Genomic DNA, 21,661 nt, shown 5'->3' on the forward strand with positions numbered 1-21,661 from the left:
CATATATGCCTACGTCCATAGCGGTATATGATTTCGACAATAGATACCTGTCACAAGCAAATATAGGACCAATCATGGGCAAACTCAGTACGCACGTTCTCGACATCACGCAGGGCAAGCCGGGCGCCGGCGTCAAAGTGGCTTTGTACGCGGTGGGCGCGCAGGGCCGCACGCTGGTGAAAACCGACGTCACCAACGCCGACGGCCGTTGCTCCACGCCGCTGCTGGAGGGCGACGCACTGAAACAGGGCAAATATGAACTGGTGTTCAGCGCCGGCGATTATTTTGCGGCACAGGGTGTGACGCTGCCGGAACCGCGCTTCATCGACGAGGTGACGCTGGCGTTTGGCGTGGCGCACGCGGATCAGAATTACCACGTCCCGCTGGTGGTGTCGCCCTGGGCGTATTCGACCTATCGCGGCAGCTGATTTGATAAGATGCGGGCACTATGACTGAATCATTGGCCGCATCCTTACTTCAACAAGCCGTCGAACTGCATCAACAGGGGCGGCTGGAACCGGCGCAGGCGCTGTACCGGCAAGTCCTTGAACTTAATCCGCGCCAGTTCGATGCGCTGCATCTGCTGGGCGTGATCGCGCGCCAGCAAGGTGACCGCGACGGCGCCATTGAGCTGATCTCGCGCGCGCTGGCGGTCGATGAGGCGCAGGCGGCGGCGCACTGCAATCTCGGCGTGGCCTTGCTGGATGCCGGCCGCGCCGAAGAGGCACTGGCCAGTCATGAGCGCGCGCTGGCATTGAATCCTTCGCATGCACTGGCGTGGAGCAATCGCGGCAACGCGCTGCGCCGGTTGCTGCGGCTGGACGAGGCTTTGCACAGTTACCAGCGTGCCCTGCAAATCAAACCGGATTACGCCGAGGCGCACTGCAACCGCGCCATCGTCCTGCAAGACATGGGCCGCTATCTCGACGCGCTGGGCGCGGCCGAGGATGCGCTCAACATCAAGGACCGCTACGCCGACGCGTGGCTGGCGCGCGGCAATGCGCTGCACTGCCTGCGCTATTTGCCGGAAGCGGTGGAAAGCTTCGACCGCGCCCTCCACCTGCGTCCCGACTGGGCGGAGGCCTACTGCGCGCAAGGCATGTCATTGCACCGGCTGGGCGAATTTGGCGCGGCGGTGGACAGCTATGATCAGGCGATCAGGCACCGGCCGGATTACGCACTGGCGCACTACCATCGTGGCAACGCCCTGCGCGCGCTGGACCGGCGCGAAGAAGCCATCGCCGCCTACCGCGCGGCGCTGGCGCATGGCGATAATCCCGAAACCATTGCCTTCGCATTGGCCTCGGTGGGCGAAGGTGAAACGCCGGCCGCGCTACCGAACGACTACGTGCGCTCGTTGTTCGATCAATACGCCAACCACTTCGACCAGCATCTGACCGAAGTGCTGGGCTACAAAACCCCGGCCGTGCTGGATGCGTTGCTGCGGCATGTGGCGCCGTCGAGCGAGCTGGCGACCGTGGACCTGGGCTGTGGCACCGGCTTGTGCGGCCCCTATCTGCGCGCTTACTCGCGCAAACTGGTGGGCGTCGACCTGTCGCAGCAAATGCTGGACAAGGCGGCCGAGCGTAAGCTGTACGACGAACTGGCATGCGACGACCTGACCGGCTACTTGCGCGGCCGCACGGCATCGTTCGACCTGGCGGTGGCCGCGGACGTCTTCGTCTACATTGGCGACCTTGCGCCGGTGTTCGACGCCGTGCACACCGCCTTGCGTCCGGGCGGGCGCTTCTGCTTCTCGGTGGAGGCCGGCGAAGGCGCCGACTACGTGCTGCGCCCATCCAACCGTTACGCCCACACGCTCGAATATCTGCAACGCCTGGCAGCCGCCACCGGATTCACCATACTGGCCACCCAGGCCATGGAAGCCCGCCAGGAAAACGGCGCTCCGATCGCCGCCCATGCAATCATCATGACAAGGTAATATGCAAACAATCAAGCGCTTCATTGGAGACGCTGCCTTGCGGCGCGATGAAATCGGCGAATCGCCGTGCACCGTACATAGCTTCCGGCGCGGGAAAGAACTTTATTTTCTCAAGACCTCGCCGGCGATTTACACCGGCACCACCTACAGCGTGTTGCGCGAGGCGACGGTGCTGCAATGGCTGTCTGGCAAAGTGAAGGTGCCGGAAGTGGTGCTGACCGCGCGGGACGAGCAGCAGGAATACATGATCACCCGTGCCGTACCGGGCGCGCCGCTGGCCGAATATCTGAAAGACGAACAGCGCACGCTGGCGCTGTTCCAGGAAGCGCTGCGGCAGATGCAATCGATCTCCATCGCCGACTGCCCGTTCGATTCCAGCGCCGCCATGCGTCTGCGCGAGCTGGAATTCCTGATCAGCCAGGACCTGATCGACGAAGACTACGATTTCGGCGCCTGGCCCGGCCTGACCACGCCACAAGACCTGCTCGCCCGCCTGCACGCCAGCATGCCGCAGGAAGAGCTGGTGTTCTCGCACGGCGACCTCGGCGACAGCAACATCTTCGTCACCGACAACGACGAACTCCACTTCATCGATCTCGGCCGAGGCGGCAAAGCCGACCGCTGGCTGGACATCGCCTTCGCCCACCGCAACCTGCGCGAAGACGTCTCCGCGGAGCTCGCCGCCCAACTCCTTACCACTGACGCTCCAGCCAAGCGCGAATTTTTCGAACAACTCGACGAGTTGTTCTGACCCAATTCGGGGTCAGCTCTGTCATTCGGACAGCCGGCACCAAGCTTTGAGCTATATCAATACGTAAAAATGTCCGAATTTGCGTATTGAGCTACATCAAAGAGTTTGCTCGCCTGTCCAAATGACAGAGCTGACCCTGAACTTTCAAACTTGCACACATCACATCATTCCCTTAGAATCAGAGCTATTGCCCATTCCTCTATCCCCCTTGGATACCGTGCCCTTTTGGGTGCAATTTCTTGCACTCTTTCTCCTGATTCTGTGTTCTGCCTTCTTCGCGATGGCGGAGACTGCTTTGATGGCGGCCAATCGCTATCGCTTGCGCCATGAGGCCAAACGCGGCAGCCGCAAGGCGATCACCACGCTGTGGCTGCTCGAACGCACCGATAAGCTGCTGTCGCTGGTGCTGATCGCGAACACGCTGTTCAACGCCGCCGCCACCGCGCTGGTGACCTCGATCGCCATCCAGGCTTTCGGCCACGACGATAACGTCATCACCCTGTCCACCGGCGGCGTGGCTTTCCTGCTGATCGTGTTCGCGGAAATTTCCCCCAAGGTGATCGGCGCCACCTTCCCGGAAAAGATCGCCCTGCCCACCAGCATGGTGCTCAAGCCGCTGATGTCGCTGTCCAAGCCGGTGATCTGGTTCGTCAATCTGTTCGTGTCGATGCTGCTCAAGCTGTTCGGCATCAAGGCCGGTTCGCACGCGCACGACACCCGCCTGTCGCCGGAGGAACTGCGTTCCATCGTGCTGGAGGGAGGCAACTTTATCCCCCAGAAGCACAAGAGCATCCTGCTCAATCTGTTCGATCTGGAGACTATTTCGGTCGAGGACATCATGACGCCACGCTCGCAGGTCGAAGCGCTGGATCTGGAAATGCCGGTGGCGGAAATCATGCGCGAGCTGACCACCTGCTACCACAACAAGCTGCCCGTCTACGAAGGCGAGATCAACCGCATCGTCGGCATTCTGCACGTGCGCAAGGCGGTCGCCCTGCTGAATCAGGAGGACGAGATCACCCACCAGCATCTGCGCGCGATGCTGACCACGCCGTACTTCATCCCGCGGGACACCCGCCTGTTCACCCAGCTCCAGTACTTCCAGGAGAACAAGGAGCGCCTCGGCATCATCGTCGACGAGTACGGCGAGGTGCAGGGCTTGGTCACGCTGGACGATATCATCGAGGAGATGATCGGCGAGTTCACCACCTCCACCCCATCCGCCGCCAAGGCCGACAGCTTCGGCTGGGACGCCCAAGGCGAATGCCTGCTGGACGGCGCCACCCCGCTGCGCGACGTCAACAAGCGCCTCGGCCTGAATTTCCCGCTCGACGGTCCCAAGACCCTGAACGGCATGCTGCTGGAATTGTTGCAAGAAATTCCAGACGCGCCCATCAGCCTCAAGGTCGAGCAATGCATCGTCGAGGTGGTGCAGGTCCACGATCAGGCCATCAAAGTCGTCAAATTGCGACGCCCGGCCGCCCGCTGAGCCCTGTAAAAGCAGGCAAACGCGTGGGCGCACGCAACAGAGGGGAGTAAAATTGTTGCACAGGCTTTACAAAAATAATGCCTGAGAGCATCATTCCGTGATCGCCCTCCTCCAACCTGACAGACGCGACTATGGCAGCAGTCCTACCCAACGCAGCGCCAGGCGCCCCGATGCCGGGGTTGGCGAGGGCATTGATGCAGGCCGGCCGCCTGTCCGCCGCGCAAGCGGAGACTTTGCAAAAGAAGTCGGTGGCGGAGAAGCTGGCCTTTATCGATGTGCTGCTGTCCAGCGGCGCGATTGAATCGAAAGCCCTGGCCGCCTTCTGCGCCGACACCTTTGCCTACCCGATGATGGATGTCAGCGCCCTCAATATCGAGGCGCTGCCGCCCAAGATCATCGATAACCGCCTGATGCAGACCCAGCGCGTGATCGCCCTGGCCAAGCGCGGCAACAAGATGTCGGTGGCGATTTCCGATCCGACCAACACCCAGGCGCTGGACCAGATCAAGTTCCAGACCGAGTCCACCGTGGAACCGGTGATCGTGGCGCACGACGCGCTGCTGCAACTGCTGGCTCGCATCAACAAGAGCAGCGAACAGAGCATTGCGGATCTGGCCGGCGAGGAAGCGGACATCCAGTTCGCCGAGGAGGAGGAGGCCACCACTGTCGCCGATCCCGGCGTCAACGAGGTGGAGGACGCCCCGGTGGTGCGCTTCCTCAACAAGATGCTGATGGACGCGGTCAACCTGGGCGCCTCCGACTTGCATTTCGAGCCGTTTGAAAAGTTTTACCGCATCCGCTTCCGCGTCGACGGCGTGCTGATCGAGCATGCCCAGCCGCCCATTTCGATCAAGGAAAAACTGGTCTCGCGCATCAAGGTGCTGGCCAAGCTGGACATCTCGGAAAAGCGCGTGCCGCAGGACGGCCGCATGCGCTTGATCGTCTCGCCCACCAAGACCATCGACCTGCGTATCTCCACCCTGCCCACCCTGTTCGGCGAAAAGACGGTGATGCGTATCCTCGACGCCACGCAAGCGCAGATGGGCATCGACTCGCTCGGCTACGATCCCGATCAGAAAGAGCTGCTGCTGGACGCCATCCAGCGCCCCTACGGCATGGTGCTGGTGACCGGCCCCACCGGCTCCGGCAAGACGGTGTCGCTGTACACCTGCCTCAACATCCTGAACAAGCCCGGCATCAACATCTCCACCGCCGAAGACCCGGCCGAGATCAACCTGCCGGGCGTGAATCAGGTCAACGTCAACGACAAGGCCGGCCTGACTTTCCCGGTGGCGCTGAAGTCCTTCCTGCGCCAGGACCCGGACATCATCATGGTCGGCGAGATCCGCGACCTCGAAACCGCCGACATCGCCATCAAGGCGGCGCAGACCGGGCACATGGTGTTCTCCACCCTGCACACCAACGACGCGCCCTCCACCCTCACGCGTTTGATGAACATGGGGGTGGCGCCGTTCAACATCGCCTCGTCGGTGATCCTGATTACCGCCCAGCGCCTGGCGCGCCGCCTGTGCAGCTGCAAGCAGCCGGTCGATATCGCACCGGACCTGCTGCTCAAGGCCGGCTTCAAGCCGGAGGAACTGGACGGCAGCTGGAAACCCTACGGCCCGGTCGGCTGTGAGCGCTGCAATGGCGGCGGCTACAAGGGCCGGGTCGGCATTTACCAGATCATGCCGATCACGCCCGCGATCGAAGCCCTGATTCTGGCCCACGGCAATTCGATGGACATTGCCGCCAAGTCCGAGGAGGAAGGCGTGAAGTCGCTGCGCCAGTCCGGACTGGTGAAGGTCAAGGCGGGCCTGACCAGCCTGGAAGAAGTGCTCGGCTGCACCAACGAATAGGACAACCATCATGGCGACATCGGGCGGCAATCAGGTCAAGGAATCGGTCTTCGCCTGGGAGGGCAAGGATAAAACCGGCAAGACCGTGCGCGGCGAGCTGCGCGCCGGCGGCGAGGCGGTGGTCAATGTCACGCTGCGCCGCCAGGGCATCATGGTCACCAAGGTCAAGAAGAAGGCCTACCGCTCCGGCAAGAAAGTCAGCGACAAGGACATCACCCTGTTCACCCGCCAGCTGGCCACCATGATGAAGGCCGGCGTGCCGCTGCTGCAATCGTTCGACATCGTCGGCAAGGGCCACGCCAATCCGTCCGTCTCCAAGCTGGTGATGGATTTGCGCGCCGATATCGAGACCGGCACCAGCCTGAATCAGGCCTTCCGCAAGTTCCCGCTGTATTTCGATCCGCTGTTCTGCAATCTGGTCGGCGCCGGCGAGCAGGCCGGCATCCTGGAGGACCTGCTGACCCGGCTGGCCATCTACAAGGAAAAGACGCTGGCCATGAAGGCCAAGATCAAGTCGGCCCTGATGTATCCGGTGTCCATCCTGGCGGTGGCGTTTATCGTCACGGCGGTGATCATGATCTGGGTGGTGCCGGCCTTCAAGGAAGTGTTCACCAGCTTTGGCGCCAACCTGCCGGCGCCCACGCTGTTCGTGATGGCGCTGTCGGAATTCTTCGTGCAATGGTGGTGGGCCATTTTCGGCAGCCTGTTCGCGGCGATTTACTTCTTCTTCCGCGCCTGGCAACGCTCGTTGCAGATGCAGCGTTTCATGGACAAGCTGCTGCTCAAGCTGCCCGTGTTCGGCGATGTGATCCGCAAGGCCACGGTGGCGCGCTGGACCCGCACGCTGTCGACCATGTTCGCGGCCGGCGTGCCGCTGGTGGAGTCGCTCGATTCGGTGGGCGGCGCGGCCGGCAACGCGGTGTATCTGGACGCCACGCGCAAGATCCAGACCGAGGTCAGCACCGGCACCAGCCTCACCGTCGCCATGCAAAACGCCGAGGTGTTCCCGAATATGGTGACGCAGATGGTCTCCATCGGCGAGGAGTCCGGCTCGCTGGACGCCATGCTGGGCAAGGTGGCCGACTTCTACGAGGAGGAAGTCGACGAGGCGGTGGCCTCGCTGTCGAGCCTGATGGAACCGGCCATCATGGTCATCCTGGGCGTGCTGATCGGCGGCCTGGTGGTGGCCATGTACCTGCCGATCTTCAAGCTGGGCTCGGTGGTATAACCCCACCGGGTTATAGGCGGGCTGTCACATCTGTGGCACTGTAATGCTTTCCACACCACAGCGGTGACATGATGGAGCAGGCCCCGATTACCGTGATGACGGCGGATGACCATCCGGTGTTCCGGCAGGGCATCGCCAGCGTGCTGGCCAGCGATCCCGGCTTCCGCCTGGCCGGCGAGGCGGCCGGCGGCCGCGAGGCGGTCGCGCTGTACCGCAGCCTGCGGCCCGACCTGGTGCTGATGGATATCCAGATGCCGGACCTCGACGGTGTCGAGGCCACCCAGATCATCCGCAACGAATCTCCACACGCCGCCATCGTGGTGCTGACCACTTATGAGGGCGATGCGCTGGTGATGCGCGCCATGAAGGCCGGCGCCGCCGGCTATCTGCTGAAAAGCGCGGCGCGGCGCGAGATGCTCGACACCATGCGCGCGGTCCACAGCGGCCAGCGCCCGGTGCCGCCGCTGCTGGTGCGGGCGGTGGCGCGCCAGCTGCCGGGCGACCATCTGACGCCGCGCGAAATCCAGGTGCTGGAGCTGGCCGCGCTGGGCAAGAGCAACCGCATGATCGGCCGCCAGCTGTGCATCGCCGAGGAAACCGTCAAGGTCCACATGAAGAACCTGATGGCCAAGCTGCAAGCCAACGACCGCACCCACGCCGTGCTGATCGCGCTGGGACGCGGCATCATCGGCATGCGCACCCGGCCGCGGCCGCTGGTCAGCTAGCCATGATGTTCCGTGCGCCCCAGCCACGCCGCCAGCCGGCACTGCCAGCCGCCATGGCGCGGCGTCTGGTAGCAGATCTGGCCCGGCACCTTGAGGATCACTTCGGTGCCCTGCTCCGGCAGGCTCAGCACTTCCACCGTCGCGGCCAGCCGCGCGGCGCGCGCGCGCATGCCGGCCAGGCCGTCAGGCGGCTGCTCCATGCCCTTGCCGTCGTCGCGCACGTAGAGCAGGAAAAACTCGCAACCGTACACCAGTTCCAGTTCCACGCTGTCGGCTTGCGCGTGCTGGAAGGCGTTGTACAGCGCTTCGCGCGCGATGCTGTAGATTTCCTCGCCGCGGTCGCCGCTGATGGCGGTCGGCCGGCCACCGACCACCATGCGGAACGGCGTGTTGAAGTTGTCCTGCAGGGACTGGCCTATGGCCGCCAGCGCCTGGCTCAGGTTATCGCCGTACACCACCGGCATGCGCAGCGCCAGGATCTGGTGGCGGCCTTCGGCCAGCACCTCGTCGGCCTGGTCAAGGATGTGTTCGATGGTGGCGCGTTCGGCGCTGTCGGCCGCCAGCCGGTGGCTGACGCCGTGGAAGCGCAGAATCAGGCCCTGCATGCTTTGCAGTAGCGTGTCATGCAGGCCGGTGGCCACGCGCTCGCGCTCGGCCAGCTGGCGCATGCGCGCCTCGTAGCCGCGCCGCAGGCGGCGCAGGCAGATCACAAAGGCAGCCACAAACGACAGGCATGCCAGCAACAGCCCGAGCAGCAAAAAGATCGGTGTCTGGGAATACGACGACAAGGGGTGCTCCGAGCGGGAAACAGACTTCCCACCTTGCCATTGTTCCAATGTTTTGCCCATCCCCCCGACGGTATAAGGGAGTGCGGAAAAAGGGTCGGCAATGTTGCCGTAATGCTTTAATATGGGCCTGTGACTATTAACGTATGTTGACGCCCATGCTGCAATCGACCTTGTTGTTCGCCCCGGCTGGCCAGCTTGCCATCGCCCTGATTGCCGGCCTGTTCGGTCTGCTGTTCGGCAGCTTCCTGAACGTGGTGATCCACCGCCTGCCGATCATGATGCAGCGCGAATCGGACAATTACGTGGCCACCGAAAGCGGCAAGCCGGCGCCGCACACCGGGCGCTACAACCTGGTGGTGCCGCGCTCGGCCTGCCCGCATTGCCAGCACCAGATCACGGCCGCCGAGAATATCCCGTTGCTCAGCTGGCTGGTCCTGCGTGGCAAATGCAGTCACTGCAAGGCGCCGATCTCGGCGCGCTACCCGGCGGTGGAAGTGCTGACCGGCGTGCTGTCGGCGCTGGTGGTGTGGAAACTGGGCAGCGGCTGGGCCGGACTGTCGGCGCTGTTCTTGCTGTACTCGCTGATCGCCCTCAGCTTCATCGACGCCGACACCCAGCTGCTGCCGGACGACCTGGTCTATCCGCTGCTGTGGGGCGGCCTGCTGATGAATGTGGGCGCCACCTTCGTGCCGCTGCAGGACGCGGTGATCGGCGCCACCGCCGGCTATCTGTCGCTGTGGTCGATCTACTGGCTGTACAAGCTGGCCACCGGCAAGGAGGGCATGGGCTATGGCGACTTCAAGCTGCTGGCCGCGCTGGGCGCGTGGATGGGCTGGGCCATGCTGCCAACCATCATCCTGATGTCGTCGGTGGTGGGCCTGATTTTTGGCGTGGCCATGATGATCATCAACCGCCGCGGCCTGGACGTGCGGATTCCGTTCGGCCCCTATCTGGCGGTGGCCGGCCTGATCGCCCTGCTGTACGGCGGTCCGCTGTCGGCCTTCACCCTGAGCGTGGTCCGGCCATGAGCCGTGCACCGTTTGCCATCGGCCTGACCGGCGGCATCGGCAGCGGCAAGAGCACGGTGGCCGACATGTTCGCCGTGCGCGGCGCCACCATCGTCGATACCGACGTCATCGCCCACAGCATGACCGCGCCGCATGGTCCCGCCATCCCCGCCATCCTCAGCGAATTCGGCCCGGAATTCATCAACGACAGCGGCGCCATGGACCGCGTGCGCATGCGCCAGCTGGTGTTCAGCGACGCCGGCGCCAAGGCGCGGCTGGAAGCCATCCTGCATCCGCGCATCCGCGACGCCGCGCTGGCCGCCGGCGCGGGCGCCAGCGGCAGTTACGTCATCTACGCCGTGCCGCTGCTGATCGAGTCGGGAATGTGGCGTGCACGGGTCACGCGCGTGTTGGCGGTAGACTGTCCGGAACAAGTGCAAATTGCCCGCGTGATGGCGCGTAACAATCTGTCGGAGGCGCAGGTGCGCGCCATCATGGCGGCACAGGTGAGCCGCGAGCAAAGGCTGGCGGCGGCGGACGATGTCATTGTCAATAATGCAGGAATCGACGCTTTGGAGGGCCAAGTCGACCGTTTGCATGCGGAGTATCTGCGAATTCGCTGGTAATTTGGCGTGGAAAGGCAATAATGCCTACGCAACGTTTGTAATTTTGCTTCGCTTGCTTCAAAATCACGAGAATTCTTTGCAGGTCCATCTATAGAGGGATGTTATTTTGATCGTCTACGAATATCCTTTCAACGAGCGCATACGCACGTTGTTGCGCCTGGAGGATTTGTACGAGAAATTCAAGTTCTTTGTGCATCAAGAACATCCGATGCAGCACCACGTTGCGCTGGCCACCATCTTCGACATGCTTGAAGTCGCCGGCCGCGCCGACCTGAAATCCGACCTGCTGCAAGAACTGGAGCGTCAGCGCCAAACGCTGCTGAGCTACCGCATGAATCCCAACGTGCAAGCGGAAACGCTGGACGCCATTCTCGCCGAGCTCGATGGCGTGAGCAGCGCGCTGGTGGCCGCGCAAGGCAAGACCGGCCAGAACGTGCGCGAAAATGAATGGCTGATGAGCATTCGCGGTCGCACCATCATCCCGGGCGGCGCCTGCGAGTTCGACCTGCCCTCGTATTACGCCTGGCAGCAGCGCCCGGCCGAACAGCGCTTCAACGACATCATCACCTGGTTCACGCCGCTGGCGCCGCTGTTCGACGCGCTGGGCCTGGTGCTGCGCCTGCTGCGCGATTCCGGCGGCCCGGTCAAGATGATCGCGGTGGCCGGCAGCTACCAGCAGATGTTGCAGGGGAAGGTGTACCAGATGCTGCGCCTGACGCTGGACGAATCGCAGGGCGCGATTCCGGAGATTTCGGCCAACAAATACATGCTGTGGGTGCGCTTCACCTCGCAGGGCGGCGACCTGAAACCCAAGCCTTTGGAAGATGATGTACCATTCGAGCTCACGCTCTGTAACTTCTAAAGACTCAAATGACCACTGTTGTTGAATGCCCGACCTGCTCCGCGAAGGTGGAGTGGAAGCCGGAAAACAAGTTCCGCCCGTTCTGCTCGGAACGCTGCAAGAAAATCGACCTGGGCGCCTGGGCCGAGGAAAAATACGTCATCCCGGTAGCGCCACCCAAGGACGCCCACGACGAGGAGTGAACGTCATCCCGGCGTAAGCCGGGATCCATAACCCGCGTCCAAGCCCCGCGTGCTCAGCATGGATTCCGGCCTTCGCCGGAATGACGGATCTGTTCCAGCCATTCCAACAGCGGTATGGTGGCCGGCAGCAGCGGCTCCACGCCCACCGTGCCCTGCCAGGCGAAGGCCTGCCCCTCCAGGCTTTGCGGCTCGCCCGACCAGTCGCGGCTGATGAAGAAATGCAGCCGCACATGCGCGTGCGGATACACATACTCCACGCCGCACCACTCTTCCGCGCTGTGAATGGTCAGGCCTAGTTCCTCGACAAACTCGCGCTTGAGCGCTTCGAGTATGGTCTCGCCCGGATCGACTTTACCGCCCGGGAATTCCCAGTAACCCTCATACGGCTTGCCGGCCGGGCGCTGCCCCAGCAGCAAGTCGCCGTTCGGCTTGATCAGCACGCCGACCGCCACGTCCACCGGCTGGTTCATGCCAGCTTCCCCGCATAGTCCTTGGCGAACTGCCACGCCACCCGGCCCGAACGCGAGCCGCGCTGCAAGGCCCAGCGCAAGGCATCGCCGCGCGCATCGGCGATCTGCTGCTCGCTGCAACCCAGCGACGACAGCCAGTGGCCGACTATCGCCAGATAATCATCCTGCTTGAACGGATAGAAGGTCAGCCACAGGCCAAAGCGCTCGGACAGGGAAATCTTTTCTTCCACCGTTTCGCCCGGATGCAGGTCGCCATCCTCGTCATGCTTGTAGCTCATGTTGTCGGACATGCGCTCCGGCAGCAGATGGCGGCGGTTGGAGGTCGCGTAGATCAGCACATTGTCCGACTGCGCCGAGATGCTGCCATCCAGCGCCACCTTCAGCGCCTTGTAGCCGCTCTCGCCCTCTTCAAACGACAGGTCGTCGCAGAAGATGATGAAGCGCTCCGTGCGTTCGGCCACCAGGTCGACGATGTCCGGCAGCTCGGCCAGGTCGGACTTGTCCACCTCGATCAGGCGCAAGCCATCCTTGGCGAACTGGTTCAGGCAGGCCTTGATCAGGGAGGATTTGCCGGTGCCGCGCGCGCCGGTCAGCAACACGTTGTTGGCCGGCTTGCCCGACACGAACTGACGGGTGTTCTGCTCGATCTGCTCCTTCTGCGGGCCGATGTGCTGCAAGTCGTCCAGCGCGATGTGAGACACATGCGCCACCGCCTGCAAATAGCTGGGGCCATTGGCGCGCTTGCGCCAACGGAAAGCGAAACCGCGATCCCATTCGGTCCGCGGCGCGGCCGGCGGCAGGATGGCTTCCACGCGCGCCAGCAGCGCCTCGGCGCGCGCGAGGAATTGTTCGAGGGCGGCCGACATCTTACGAGCGGTAGTCGGCGTTGATCGAGACGTAGTCGTGCGACAGGTCGCAGGTGTACACCGTGGCCGATGCCGCGCCGCGCGCCAGCTTCACGCGCACCACGATCTCGCTCTTCTGCATCACGCGCTGGCCGTCCTCTTCCTTGTAGTCGGGATTGCGGCCGCCGTTCTTGGCCACCCACACGTCGTCCAGATACAGGTTCAGCCTGGAGACGTCGAGGTCGTCCACGCCGGCGTAGCCGATGGCAGCCAGGATGCGGCCCAGGTTAGGGTCGGACGCGAAGAAGGCGGTCTTCACCAGCGGCGAGTGGCCGATCGAGTAGGCGATCTTGCGGCACTCCTCCACATTGGCGCCCTCTTCCACGATGATGCTCATGAACTTGGTGGCGCCTTCGCCGTCGCGCACGATGGCTTGCGCCAGGAACAGCGACAGCTCGGTCACGGCGTCGCGCAGCTGCGCGTATTCCGGTTGATCCACCGAGGTGATTTCCAACGCACCGGCGCCGGTGGCGATCAGCATGAAGGAATCGTTGGTCGAGGTGTCGCCGTCGATGGTGATGCAGTTGAACGAGTGGTTGGCGGCGTGCTTGACCAGTTGGTCCAGCACCGGCTGCGCCACCTTGGCGTCCAACGCCAGATAGCCCAGCATGGTGGCCATGTTCGGCTTGATCATGCCGGCGCCCTTCGAGATGCCGGTCATGGTCACGCTATGGCCACCGATGGTGACGGTGCGCGAGCCGGCTTTCGGCTGGGTGTCGGTGGTCATGATGGCTTCGGCCGCGTTGTACCAGTTGTCCGCCTTCAGGCCGGCGATGGCTTGCGGCAGGCCGGCGATCACCTTGGCGGCCGGCAGCGGCTCCAGGATCACGCCGGTCGAGAACGGCAGGATCTGCGCCGCGTCCACGCCCAGCTGCGCGGCCAGCGCGGCGCAGGTTTCATGCGCCAGCGACAGGCCCAGCTCGCCGGTGCCGGCGTTGGCGTTGCCGGTGTTGACCAGCAGCGCGGCGATCGGCTTGCCACTGCTTTGCGCGGCCGCCAGGTGGGTCTTGGCGATCTGCACCGGCGCGGCGCAGAAACGGTTCAGGGTGAACACGCCGGCCACCGTGGCGGTCGGCGCCAGCTTCATCACCAGCACGTCCTTGCGGTTCGGCTTCTTGATGCCGGCTTCGGCAAAACCGATTTCAACGCCGGCAACCGGCTTCAGTTCAGAGGCAATGGGCAGGGGGGAGTTGACGGCCATATTCGTGATCTCGTGGGTGGAAAGAGGGAGCTGCTATTGTACTTCACACATCAGATAAGGCATAAAAGCCACAAAAATTAGTACAGTCGTTCGGTTTAACGTTTTTCTGTTACATGCCATGCGGAAATTAGTCTAAAGTCGCACCCCGATGCCCTACCCCCGCATTGACCAGACTCTCACACCGACGGCAACCCCGTCACACCACAATAACTCCTGGGATTGAACCAATGAAAAAGCAACTGTTAGTAGCTGCCGTACTCGCCGCCACCGCCGCCATGCAGGCGCACGCTGGCGTCCTGGATGACGGCAACCTGAGCATCAGTGGGTTCGGCACGCTGGGCGTGGCGAAGAGCAATACCGACGACGCAAAATTCGCCCGTTACAACCAGGCGGACGGCGTCGGCGACAGCGCCCGCCTCGGCCTGGACACCAACCTCGGCCTGCAAGCCACCTACAAGATCAACGACTGGCTGTCCGGCACCGCGCAGGTGCTGACCCGCAAGGCCACCGAGCACAGCTTCACCACCGACCTGACCTGGGCCTTCCTGAAAGCCCGCATCAACGATGAAGTCTCGGTGCGCGTGGGCCGCGTGGTGGTACCGACCTTCCTGATCTCGGACTACCAGAACGTCGGCTACGCCAACACCATGATGCGTCCGCCGATCGAGATGTACGGCCAGGCCCCGATCGAAAACTCGGACGGCGCCGACATCAACTATCAGCACGCCATCGGCGACCTGAACGTGACCGCGCAAGCCTTCGCCGGCGTCAGCCGCGGCAAGCTGTTCGTGTCCTCGGGCGCCGGCTCGACCGCCACCTACCGCGCGCCCGCCGCCGGCTTCAGCGTGGCCGGCGAATACGGTCCTTTCCTGCTGCGCTTCGCCCACGCGCGCGCCGACATGAAGATCAACGACCTGCAACCGGTCAACGGCCTGACCAACACCCTGACCGGCCTCGGCTTCGGCCAGCTGGCGTCGGACATCACCTTCAGCACCGGCAAGAAGATCGCCTTCACCTCGATCGGCGGCACCATGGACTGGAACAACGTGGTTGGCCAGGCTGAATACGCCCAGCGCCGCGCCAAGGACAAGGTCTACCTGCCGGACACCAACGCCTGGTACGCCATGCTGGGCTACCGCTTCGGCAAGGTGCTGCCCTACTACGCCCACGCTTCGGCCAAGGGCGCCGGCAGCTCGGTCACCGCGCCGGCCGCGCTGGCCAGGATCCCGGCCCTGAACGCCGGCGTTGCCAACCTGCTGGCCGCTCCCGAGCAGAGCACCGACATCGTCGGCGTGCGCTGGGACTTCGCCAAATCGCTGGCCCTGAAAGTACAGGTGGACCGCGTCAAGCCGGGCGCCAAGTCGGGCCAGCTGATCAACGTGCCGGCCGCCGGCTACAACAAAGACGTCACCGTGGTCGCCGCCGGCCTGGACTTCGTATTCTGATCGGGAGACTACCACCATGAAAAACATCGCAAGCGCTCTCGTGCTGTCCGCACTGGCGGCCATCACCGTGCAGGCATCGGCGGCGGAAATCGTCGTCATCGTCAGCAAGCAGAACCCGGCCACCCGCATGTTCTCGGAACAGGCGTCGCAATTCTTCCTCGGCAAATCCAACCTGTTCACGCCGGTGGACCAGGCCGACGGTTCGGCCATCCGCAACGAGTTCTACAACAAGGTGGCCGACAAGGACGCCGCGCAGGTGAAGGCCCTGTGGTCCAAGCTGGTGTTCACCGGCAAGGCCACGCCGCCGAAGGAATATCCGAACAGCGCCGAGGTGAAGAAAGCAGTTGCTGCCGATCCCAAGGCAATCGGGTATATTGAGAAAGCGGCAGTTGACGATACTGTAAAAGTGATCCTGAGCCTGCCTTAACCCGGGGCGCCCTGCCAGCCTGTCGCGCTTACCGGCGCGGCAGGCGCGTAAGCTCCTGGCCTTCGCCATACAAGGAGTGAACGTTTTGAGTCTTTCGTTACGCGCGCGGTTCCTGATGCTCAGCGCCGTCATCCAGGCGCTGGTGGTCGGTGTGCTGATCTGGAACAGCCAGCGCCTGATGAACCATGCGGTGCACACCAACGCCGAACGGGTGGCGCAGGAATACGCGGTAACGCTCAACCTCTCCCTCAGTCCCTACGCCGTGCGCGGGCGCCTGCCCGAGCTGAACAGCTATCTGGCGGAAATGCTGTCCGATCCGGACGACAGTTTCCTGCGCTACCTCACCGTCCTCGACGAACACGAACGTCCCATCATCGCCGTCGGCAAGCGCGACATGCCACTGCCGGCCGTGCTGCGCGAAGGCGGCGGCGCCAGCTTCAAAGGCGTGCGCACCATCATCAGCGACACCACCCTGCACGCGCGTTCGCCGCTGCTGCTGAAGGATAACCGCATCGGCAGCATCAACTTCGGCCTCACCACCCGGGATCTGCAACGGGCACGCGATGAGGTGCTGGTGCAAGGCGGCTTGATTTCGCTGATCGGCTTCGCGGTCGGCATGTTCATGTTCTACATCTTCACGCAAGGCATAGGCCGGCGGCTGGAGGCGCTGACCGGCGATTCGCGGCAGATCGCCATGGGCGACTACAGCAAGGCGCTGCCGGTGCATGGCGACGATGAGCTCGCCGTCTTCACGCGCACGCTGAACGCCATGAGCGCGGCACTGCGCGAGCGTATCGCCGCGCTGGAACAATCACAGCAACGGTTGTCGGAATCGGAGGCGCGCTTCAAGACCCTGTTCGACATGGCGCCGCTGCCGCTGACCGTGTCCGACCGCGACGGCCGCATCATGGCCGCCAACCGCGCGCTGATTCAAACCTTCGGCCCGGCCGCCACCGAATTGATCGGCAAGCGCAGCGACGAGGTGCCGTTCTGGGCCAGCCCGGTCGAGCGCGAACGCATCTGGCAAATGTACCGCGACGACGGCGCCGTACATGGCGCGATTGCCGGCGTGCTGTTGCCGGATGGCAGCGTCGGCAGCGTGGCGATCTGGTCGTCCTCGCTGACGCTGGACGGCAACGGCGCCATCATCTGGGCGCTGCTGGACCTGACCGAGGAACTGAACGCCAAGCGCGAACTGAAAGACCTCAATGTCTCGCTGGAAAGCCGCGTGCGCGAACGCTCGGCTGCGCTGGAACGCGCCAACGCCGACCTGAGCGCGGCGCTGGCAACGCTGCAACATACGCAGGATGAATTGCTGGCGTCCGAGAAGATGGCGTCGCTGGGATCGCTGGTGGCCGGCATCGCGCACGAGCTGAACACGCCGATCGGCAACAGCCTGCTGGCCTCCACCGCCCTGCGCGACCGCGTGCATGAATTCGAAACCCACGTCGCCGCCGGCGCCCTGCGCCGCTCGCAGCTGACCGCCCACCTGGAAGAAGTGCGCATGGCCAGCGAACTGATTTCCGGCTCGCTGCACAAGGCGGCCGAGCTGATTTCATCGTTCAAGCAGATTGCGGTGGACCAGACCAACGACCAGCGGCGCACATTCAATTTGCTGTCGGCGGTGCAGGACACCATCGCCACCTACATGCCGCGCCTGCGCCGCGTGCCGTGCGAAGTGGTGCTGCAAATCCCGGAGGGATTGGTGCTCGATTCCTATCCGGGCGGCTTGTACCAGATCCTGAATAACCTGATCAACAACGCCATCAGCCACGCGTTTGAAAACAGCGACGGCGGCACCATCACCGTGCGCGCCGAGGCGGTGGACGAGGACATCATTGAACTGATGTTCAGCGACGATGGCCGCGGCATGACGGAGGACGTGCTCAAGCGCGTGTTCGATCCCTTCTTCACCACCAAGATGGGACAAGGCGGGACCGGCCTGGGCATGAACATCGTCTACAACATCGTGACCGGCATCCTGGGCGGGCGCATCACCATCGACTCCGCGCCCGGCATCGGCACGGCGGTGCGCATGCTGCTGCCGCGCACCGCCCCGCAGCGCGCCTAGTTCTTGCGCGCCAGATAACCGTGCATGGCCAGCCAGCGCGAGTAGGCGTCGAACCAGCCGGTGCTGGTGGTGGTCTTCGGATACATGCCGAAACCGTGACCGCCCTGCTCGAACAAGTGGAACTCGACCGGCCGCCTGGCGGCGCGCCAGCTGTCGATCAAACCGTAGCCGCTGTTGCCGAAGAATGGATCGTCGGCGGCCAGCGCCACGAACAGCGGCGGCGCGTCGGCCGGCGGCGTCATGGCCGACAGTGGGCCGTAGATGTTGGCGATGAAGGCCGGCCTGGCGTCCTGCCCGTACAGCGCGGTCGCCATGGTCAGCATGGCGCCGGCGGAAAAGCCGATCATGCCGACGCGGCCGGGGTCCACATGCCACTCTTTGGCACGCGCACGTACCAGCGCGAAGGCGGCGCGGGCGTCGGCGATCTGCGGCGCGAACGTGACCGATGGCTCTTCTTTCGGTGATGTGCTGGCCACGCGCGGCCCCGCCGAGAACAGCTTGGTCATCTCGCGGTTGAAGCCTTCCATGTCGGCCGGCGTTTGCACCAGCCGGTATTTCAGCACGAAGGCGGCCACACCTTGTTTGGCCAACGCGGTCGCCACGTCCCAGCCTTCGTTATTCATCGACAGTGTGCGGAAGCCGCCGCCCGGCGCCACGATCACCGCCGCGCCGGTGGCCTTGGACGCCTCCGGCAGGAAAGGCGTCAACGTGGCCACCGTGACGTTGCGGGCAAACACGCTGCCGTACTGGCGATGCCAGCTTTCCGCCGCCTTGGCGTCCGGCAGCGGGCCGGTATTCAGGGTGATGGCGTTGGGCTGCGCCGGAATGGCGATCGGCGTCATGGTGTCATCCAGCGCCATGGCAGGTGTGGCCAGCGTGCTTGCCAGCGCCAGCGCTACAGCTAGTTTCATGATCATCGTGGGTCTCCTTTTATTTATCGAGTACGACTGCCTGATTCAGCACCAGGGTGCTTTCCTGCCCTGCCACGCCGGCCGCCGGCTGTCCCGAGCCGACACTCAGCTTGTACTGGCCGGGCATCAATTGCCGCACGCCGTCGCGCGTGACGAAACTCAGGTCGCGTGGCGACAGGCGGAAACTGACCGTGCGGCGTTCTCCCGGTTTCAGCGACACGCGCTGGAAGCCGCGCAGCGCCAGCCGTGGCGCGCCTTCGAACGCCGGCGGCGTCAGGTACAGCTGCGCCACCTCGTCGCCTTCGCGCTGGCCGGTGTTGCGGATCTCGGTAGTGACCACGACACCGTTTTCGGCCGCGCCATGCACCGGCGTGACCTGCAAGGGCTGGTAGCTGAAACTGGTGTAGCTCAGGCCGGCGCCGAAGGCATACACCGGCGTGCCGGCGTAATAGCGGTAAGTGCGGCCCTGCATGGCGTAGTTGTCGAACGGCGGCAGGTCGTCGAGATTGCGGTAGAAGGTCAGCGGCAGGCGGCCACCCGGATCGGTGCGGCCGGTTAGCACGTTGGCGACCGCCAGCCCGCCGGCCTGGCCCGGATACCAGGCTTCCAGAATGGCGGAGGCATTGTCCTTGGCCCACGACAGATCGAGCGCGCTGCCGTTCATCAGCACCACCACCAGCGGCTTGCCAAGCGCCTTGGCCTGCTCCAGCAGGCGGCGCTGGTCGGCAGGCAGGTCGAGCGAGGTCTTGTCGCCGCCCGAGAAGCCTTCGGTTTTGATCGCCATCTCCTCGCCTTCGAGGTCGGAGGTCAGGCCCACCACGGCCACAATGACGTCGGCATCGGCGGCGCCGGCTTTCAGGTCGGCCGCGGCATCGTTGGAGATGCGCTTCCAGAATAGGCCGGGCACGCCGGTGCCGCCGGTTTCAGCGTGGAAGCTCAGCGGGTAGCGCTGGCCTTTTTCCAGCTTCACCTCATGCAGTTGCAACGGCTCGGCCCATCGCGAATAGGCGGTGGCTTCCACCGCCGGCTTGCCGCCCACCGTCAGCGTGCCTTTCACGCCGCTGACGCCAAGGCGGTAGGTGCCGCTTTCCGGCACCACCAGATAGCCGCTCCATTGCACCTTGTGCTGGTCGGCCACGGCCTTCACTGCCAACGCGTGCGATTCCAATCCCGGTTCGATGCGGGTGGCGGCTGGCGTCTGGTCGTACTGACCGTCCTTGCGGTTGAAGTATGCGGCGCGCAGGCCCGGCTTGCCGTCCGGCGTACGCAGCGCCGAGGTGGGCACCGGATCGCCATCGGTGATGGAAGCGCCGGCCGGCACCAGCTTGATCCGCGCCTTCGGCAGCACGCTGCGCAAGCCCTCCACCACCGACACCGGCGGCGCCGATTGGGTCGACGAGTAATTCCCGCGCAACACGCGGGTAGCATCGCCGAGCGGGCCGATCACGGCCAGCTTCAGGCCTGGCTTGAGTGGCAGCACGCCGTCGTTCTTGAGCAGCACCAGGCTCCTGGCGGCCGATTCCAGTGCCAGTTGCTGATGTGCGGCTGTGCCGATGGCGCTGACCGGCACCGGCTTGCCGCCGCTGCGCTGCGCCAGACCGGCCAGGTCGCCATTGCGGTAGCGTGCGGAGAACAAACGCACCAGCGCCTGATCGATATCGGCCATGCTGATCAGGCCGCGCTGCCAGGCTTCGCGGTAGCGCGCGCCGAGGTTGGGCGTGTCGCCCAGCGTCTTGGTGTTGCACTCGTTGTCGGTGCCGGCCTTGAGCGCGACCGCCACGGCGGCGGCCGGATCGGTGGCGTACTTGTGCTGTTCCGCGATATCGGTGACGGCGTCGCAGTCCGACACAACATAACCCTTGAAGCCCCAGGCGCCACGTAGGTGCTGCTTCATCAGTTCGTCGCTGGCGCAGGCCGGCTGGCCATTGATGCGGTTGTAGGCGCACATGATGGAACCGGCCCTGGCGTCGACAATGGCGGCGCGGAAGGCCGGCAGATAGGTGTCCTCCAGATCATGCGCCGAGACCGTGACATCGGCATGATGGCGGGTCGACTCCGGCCCGCTGTGCACGGCGAAATGCTTGGGCGTGGCCACCACGTCCGGCAGCTCCGGATTGGCGCCCTGCATGCCCTGGATGAAGGCCGCGCCCAGCGCCGCGGTCAGGTGCGGATCTTCGCCATAGGTCTCCTGCCCGCGTCCCCAGCGCGGATCGCGGAAGATGTTGATGTTGGGCGACCAGGTATTGAGGCCGGTACCGATGCGGCCGAGGTGGCCGGTCTCGCGCCCCAGCGTATGCAGCGCGCGCACCTCGACGCTGATGGCGGCCGCCACTTGTCCCACCAGCGGCGCATCGAAGCTGGCGGCCAGGCCGATCGGTTCCGGGAAGTTGGTGGTCGGCAGCGGCCCGAGCGCGCCATGCAGCGACTCGGTCCACCAGTTGTAAGCGGGAATGGAAAGACGCGGAATCGCCGGCGCCACATTCAACAGTTGGTCGATTTTCTCGTCCATCGTCATTTGCGTGACGAGGCTGCGCGCCAGTTTATCGGCCTCGGCGCGCGGGTCGGCGTGGGCCAGCAAGGGCATCAGCGCGGCCAGCAACCATGCGCCGCGCCCGGTCTTATATTTCGCCACGTTAGTCTCCATGTTAGCGATATTGAAATTGTTTGCGCTAACATTACTACCGTAAGTACATGAAGACCAATAACTTTTTCAAGCATATCGATGCCAGTTTGAATATCGATCACCCAAATAAAAAAACCGCAAAGCTCACG

At 63.9% G+C, this 21,661-nt stretch carries 20 protein-coding genes; 14 read left to right on the forward strand and 6 right to left on the reverse strand.

Features of this window, described 5'->3' with window-relative positions:
• The first annotated feature begins 74 nt into the window (after positions 1–74).
• The 7 genes from uraH to GM676_RS06820 all read left to right on the forward strand — a co-directional run bounded on the left by uraH (position 75) and on the right by GM676_RS06820 (position 7,994).
• Positions 75–428, forward strand: a complete 354-nt coding sequence (uraH, locus tag GM676_RS06790) for a hydroxyisourate hydrolase (protein WP_155462671.1) — start codon at positions 75–77, stop codon at positions 426–428.
• Positions 429–448: 20 nt separating this feature from the next.
• A complete protein-coding gene (locus GM676_RS06795; RefSeq protein ID WP_155462672.1) occupies positions 449–1,942 on the forward strand; it encodes a tetratricopeptide repeat protein in 1,494 nt (497 codons plus the stop codon).
• Between the two features lies 1 nt (position 1,943).
• A complete protein-coding gene (locus tag GM676_RS06800) occupies positions 1,944–2,693 on the forward strand; it encodes an APH(3') family aminoglycoside O-phosphotransferase (protein WP_155462673.1) in 750 nt (249 codons plus the stop codon).
• Between the two features lie 208 nt (positions 2,694–2,901).
• A complete protein-coding gene (locus tag GM676_RS06805) occupies positions 2,902–4,182 on the forward strand; it encodes an HlyC/CorC family transporter (protein WP_155462674.1) in 1,281 nt (426 codons plus the stop codon).
• Positions 4,183–4,313: 131 nt separating this feature from the next.
• Positions 4,314–6,041, forward strand: coding sequence for a type IV-A pilus assembly ATPase PilB (gene pilB, locus GM676_RS06810; RefSeq protein ID WP_155462675.1), 1,728 nt, complete (start codon positions 4,314–4,316; stop codon positions 6,039–6,041).
• A gap of 10 nt (positions 6,042–6,051) precedes the next feature.
• Positions 6,052–7,269, forward strand: a complete 1,218-nt coding sequence (locus GM676_RS06815; protein WP_155462676.1) for a type II secretion system F family protein — start codon at positions 6,052–6,054, stop codon at positions 7,267–7,269.
• 68 nt (positions 7,270–7,337) lie between these two features.
• Positions 7,338–7,994, forward strand: coding sequence for a response regulator (locus GM676_RS06820; protein WP_155462677.1), 657 nt, complete (start codon positions 7,338–7,340; stop codon positions 7,992–7,994).
• On the opposite strand, the gene GM676_RS06825 is transcribed toward GM676_RS06820, so the two are convergent.
• Positions 7,991–8,782, reverse strand: coding sequence for a sensor histidine kinase (locus tag GM676_RS06825; protein ID WP_170304239.1), 792 nt, complete (start codon positions 8,780–8,782; stop codon positions 7,991–7,993). The genes GM676_RS06820 and GM676_RS06825 overlap by 4 nt on opposite strands.
• A 155-nt stretch (positions 8,783–8,937) precedes the next feature.
• Here GM676_RS06825 and GM676_RS06830 point away from each other — a divergent pair, with 155 nt between their 5' ends.
• The 4 genes from GM676_RS06830 (at position 8,938) to GM676_RS06845 (ending at position 11,459) form a co-directional block, all read left to right on the forward strand.
• Positions 8,938–9,810: a prepilin peptidase gene (locus tag GM676_RS06830; protein ID WP_155462759.1), complete on the forward strand. Its 873-nt coding sequence runs from the start codon at positions 8,938–8,940 to the stop codon at positions 9,808–9,810.
• Positions 9,807–10,415, forward strand: coding sequence for a dephospho-CoA kinase (gene coaE, locus GM676_RS06835; RefSeq protein WP_155462679.1), 609 nt, complete (start codon positions 9,807–9,809; stop codon positions 10,413–10,415). The genes GM676_RS06830 and coaE overlap by 4 nt, the downstream gene beginning before the upstream one ends.
• Positions 10,416–10,521: 106 nt before the next feature.
• Positions 10,522–11,277: a cell division protein ZapD gene (gene zapD / locus GM676_RS06840; RefSeq protein WP_155462680.1), complete on the forward strand. Its 756-nt coding sequence runs from the start codon at positions 10,522–10,524 to the stop codon at positions 11,275–11,277.
• A gap of 8 nt (positions 11,278–11,285) precedes the next feature.
• Positions 11,286–11,459 carry a DNA gyrase inhibitor YacG gene (locus GM676_RS06845; RefSeq protein ID WP_155462681.1) on the forward strand — a complete coding sequence of 58 codons (174 nt, stop codon included), beginning with the start codon at positions 11,286–11,288 and terminating at the stop codon, positions 11,457–11,459.
• A 53-nt stretch (positions 11,460–11,512) separates the two neighbouring features.
• Here the strand turns inward: GM676_RS06845 and GM676_RS06850 are convergent, their stop codons facing one another.
• Genes GM676_RS06850 through argJ form a run of 3 tightly spaced genes read right to left on the reverse strand, consistent with a single transcriptional unit; the run spans position 11,513 to position 14,035 of the window.
• A complete protein-coding gene (locus tag GM676_RS06850) occupies positions 11,513–11,929 on the reverse strand; it encodes an NUDIX domain-containing protein (protein ID WP_155462682.1) in 417 nt (138 codons plus the stop codon).
• Entirely contained in the window at positions 11,926–12,795 is an 870-nt protein-coding gene (locus GM676_RS06855; protein WP_155462683.1) for an ATP-binding protein, read from the reverse strand. Before GM676_RS06855 ends, GM676_RS06850 begins: the two co-directional genes overlap by 4 nt.
• Before the next feature lies 1 nt (position 12,796).
• Positions 12,797–14,035, reverse strand: a complete 1,239-nt coding sequence (gene argJ / locus GM676_RS06860) for a bifunctional glutamate N-acetyltransferase/amino-acid acetyltransferase ArgJ (protein WP_155462684.1) — start codon at positions 14,033–14,035, stop codon at positions 12,797–12,799.
• Positions 14,036–14,262: 227 nt separating this feature from the next.
• Between argJ and GM676_RS06865 the strand changes: the two genes are divergently transcribed.
• The 3 genes from GM676_RS06865 (at position 14,263) to GM676_RS06875 (ending at position 17,978) form a co-directional block, all read left to right on the forward strand.
• Complete coding sequence (locus GM676_RS06865; RefSeq protein ID WP_155462685.1) at positions 14,263–15,480, forward strand: porin; 1,218 nt, start codon at positions 14,263–14,265, stop codon at positions 15,478–15,480.
• Between the two features lie 16 nt (positions 15,481–15,496).
• Positions 15,497–15,907, forward strand: coding sequence for a type 2 periplasmic-binding domain-containing protein (locus tag GM676_RS06870; RefSeq protein WP_155462686.1), 411 nt, complete (start codon positions 15,497–15,499; stop codon positions 15,905–15,907).
• An 85-nt stretch (positions 15,908–15,992) separates the two neighbouring features.
• A complete protein-coding gene (locus GM676_RS06875; protein ID WP_155462687.1) occupies positions 15,993–17,978 on the forward strand; it encodes an ATP-binding protein in 1,986 nt (661 codons plus the stop codon).
• Here the strand turns inward: GM676_RS06875 and GM676_RS06880 are convergent.
• A complete protein-coding gene (locus GM676_RS06880) occupies positions 17,975–18,895 on the reverse strand; it encodes an alpha/beta hydrolase (RefSeq protein WP_155462688.1) in 921 nt (306 codons plus the stop codon). The two genes, GM676_RS06875 and GM676_RS06880, sit on opposite strands and share 4 nt — an antisense overlap.
• Before the next feature lie 13 nt (positions 18,896–18,908).
• Positions 18,909–21,521, reverse strand: a complete 2,613-nt coding sequence (locus tag GM676_RS06885) for a glycoside hydrolase family 3 C-terminal domain-containing protein (RefSeq protein WP_211923169.1) — start codon at positions 21,519–21,521, stop codon at positions 18,909–18,911.
• Between the last annotated feature and the right edge of the window lie 140 nt (positions 21,522–21,661).

The sequence above is a fragment of the Duganella radicis genome, assembly GCF_009720825.1.
Taxonomy (GTDB): domain Bacteria; phylum Pseudomonadota; class Gammaproteobacteria; order Burkholderiales; family Burkholderiaceae_D; genus Rugamonas; species Rugamonas radicis.

What these genes read in the sequence shown, in the direction of transcription:
- uraH (WP_155462671.1), top strand. Translation starts at nt 75, where the DNA reads ATGGGCAAACTCAGTACGCACGTTCTCGACATCACGCAGGGCAAGCCG.
- GM676_RS06795 (WP_155462672.1), top strand. Translation starts at nt 449, where the DNA reads ATGACTGAATCATTGGCCGCATCCTTACTTCAACAAGCCGTCGAACTG.
- GM676_RS06800 (WP_155462673.1), top strand. Translation starts at nt 1,944, where the DNA reads ATGCAAACAATCAAGCGCTTCATTGGAGACGCTGCCTTGCGGCGCGAT.
- pilB (WP_155462675.1), top strand. Translation starts at nt 4,314, where the DNA reads ATGGCAGCAGTCCTACCCAACGCAGCGCCAGGCGCCCCGATGCCGGGG.
- GM676_RS06815 (WP_155462676.1), top strand. Translation starts at nt 6,052, where the DNA reads ATGGCGACATCGGGCGGCAATCAGGTCAAGGAATCGGTCTTCGCCTGG.
- GM676_RS06820 (WP_155462677.1), top strand. Translation starts at nt 7,338, where the DNA reads ATGATGGAGCAGGCCCCGATTACCGTGATGACGGCGGATGACCATCCG.
- GM676_RS06830 (WP_155462759.1), top strand. Translation starts at nt 8,938, where the DNA reads ATGCTGCAATCGACCTTGTTGTTCGCCCCGGCTGGCCAGCTTGCCATC.
- coaE (WP_155462679.1), top strand. Translation starts at nt 9,807, where the DNA reads ATGAGCCGTGCACCGTTTGCCATCGGCCTGACCGGCGGCATCGGCAGC.
- GM676_RS06845 (WP_155462681.1), top strand. Translation starts at nt 11,286, where the DNA reads ATGACCACTGTTGTTGAATGCCCGACCTGCTCCGCGAAGGTGGAGTGG.
- GM676_RS06850 (WP_155462682.1), bottom strand. Translation starts at nt 11,929, where the DNA reads ATGAACCAGCCGGTGGACGTGGCGGTCGGCGTGCTGATCAAGCCGAAC.
- GM676_RS06855 (WP_155462683.1), bottom strand. Translation starts at nt 12,795, where the DNA reads ATGTCGGCCGCCCTCGAACAATTCCTCGCGCGCGCCGAGGCGCTGCTG.
- argJ (WP_155462684.1), bottom strand. Translation starts at nt 14,035, where the DNA reads ATGGCCGTCAACTCCCCCCTGCCCATTGCCTCTGAACTGAAGCCGGTT.
- GM676_RS06865 (WP_155462685.1), top strand. Translation starts at nt 14,263, where the DNA reads ATGAAAAAGCAACTGTTAGTAGCTGCCGTACTCGCCGCCACCGCCGCC.
- GM676_RS06870 (WP_155462686.1), top strand. Translation starts at nt 15,497, where the DNA reads ATGAAAAACATCGCAAGCGCTCTCGTGCTGTCCGCACTGGCGGCCATC.
- GM676_RS06880 (WP_155462688.1), bottom strand. Translation starts at nt 18,895, where the DNA reads ATGATCATGAAACTAGCTGTAGCGCTGGCGCTGGCAAGCACGCTGGCC.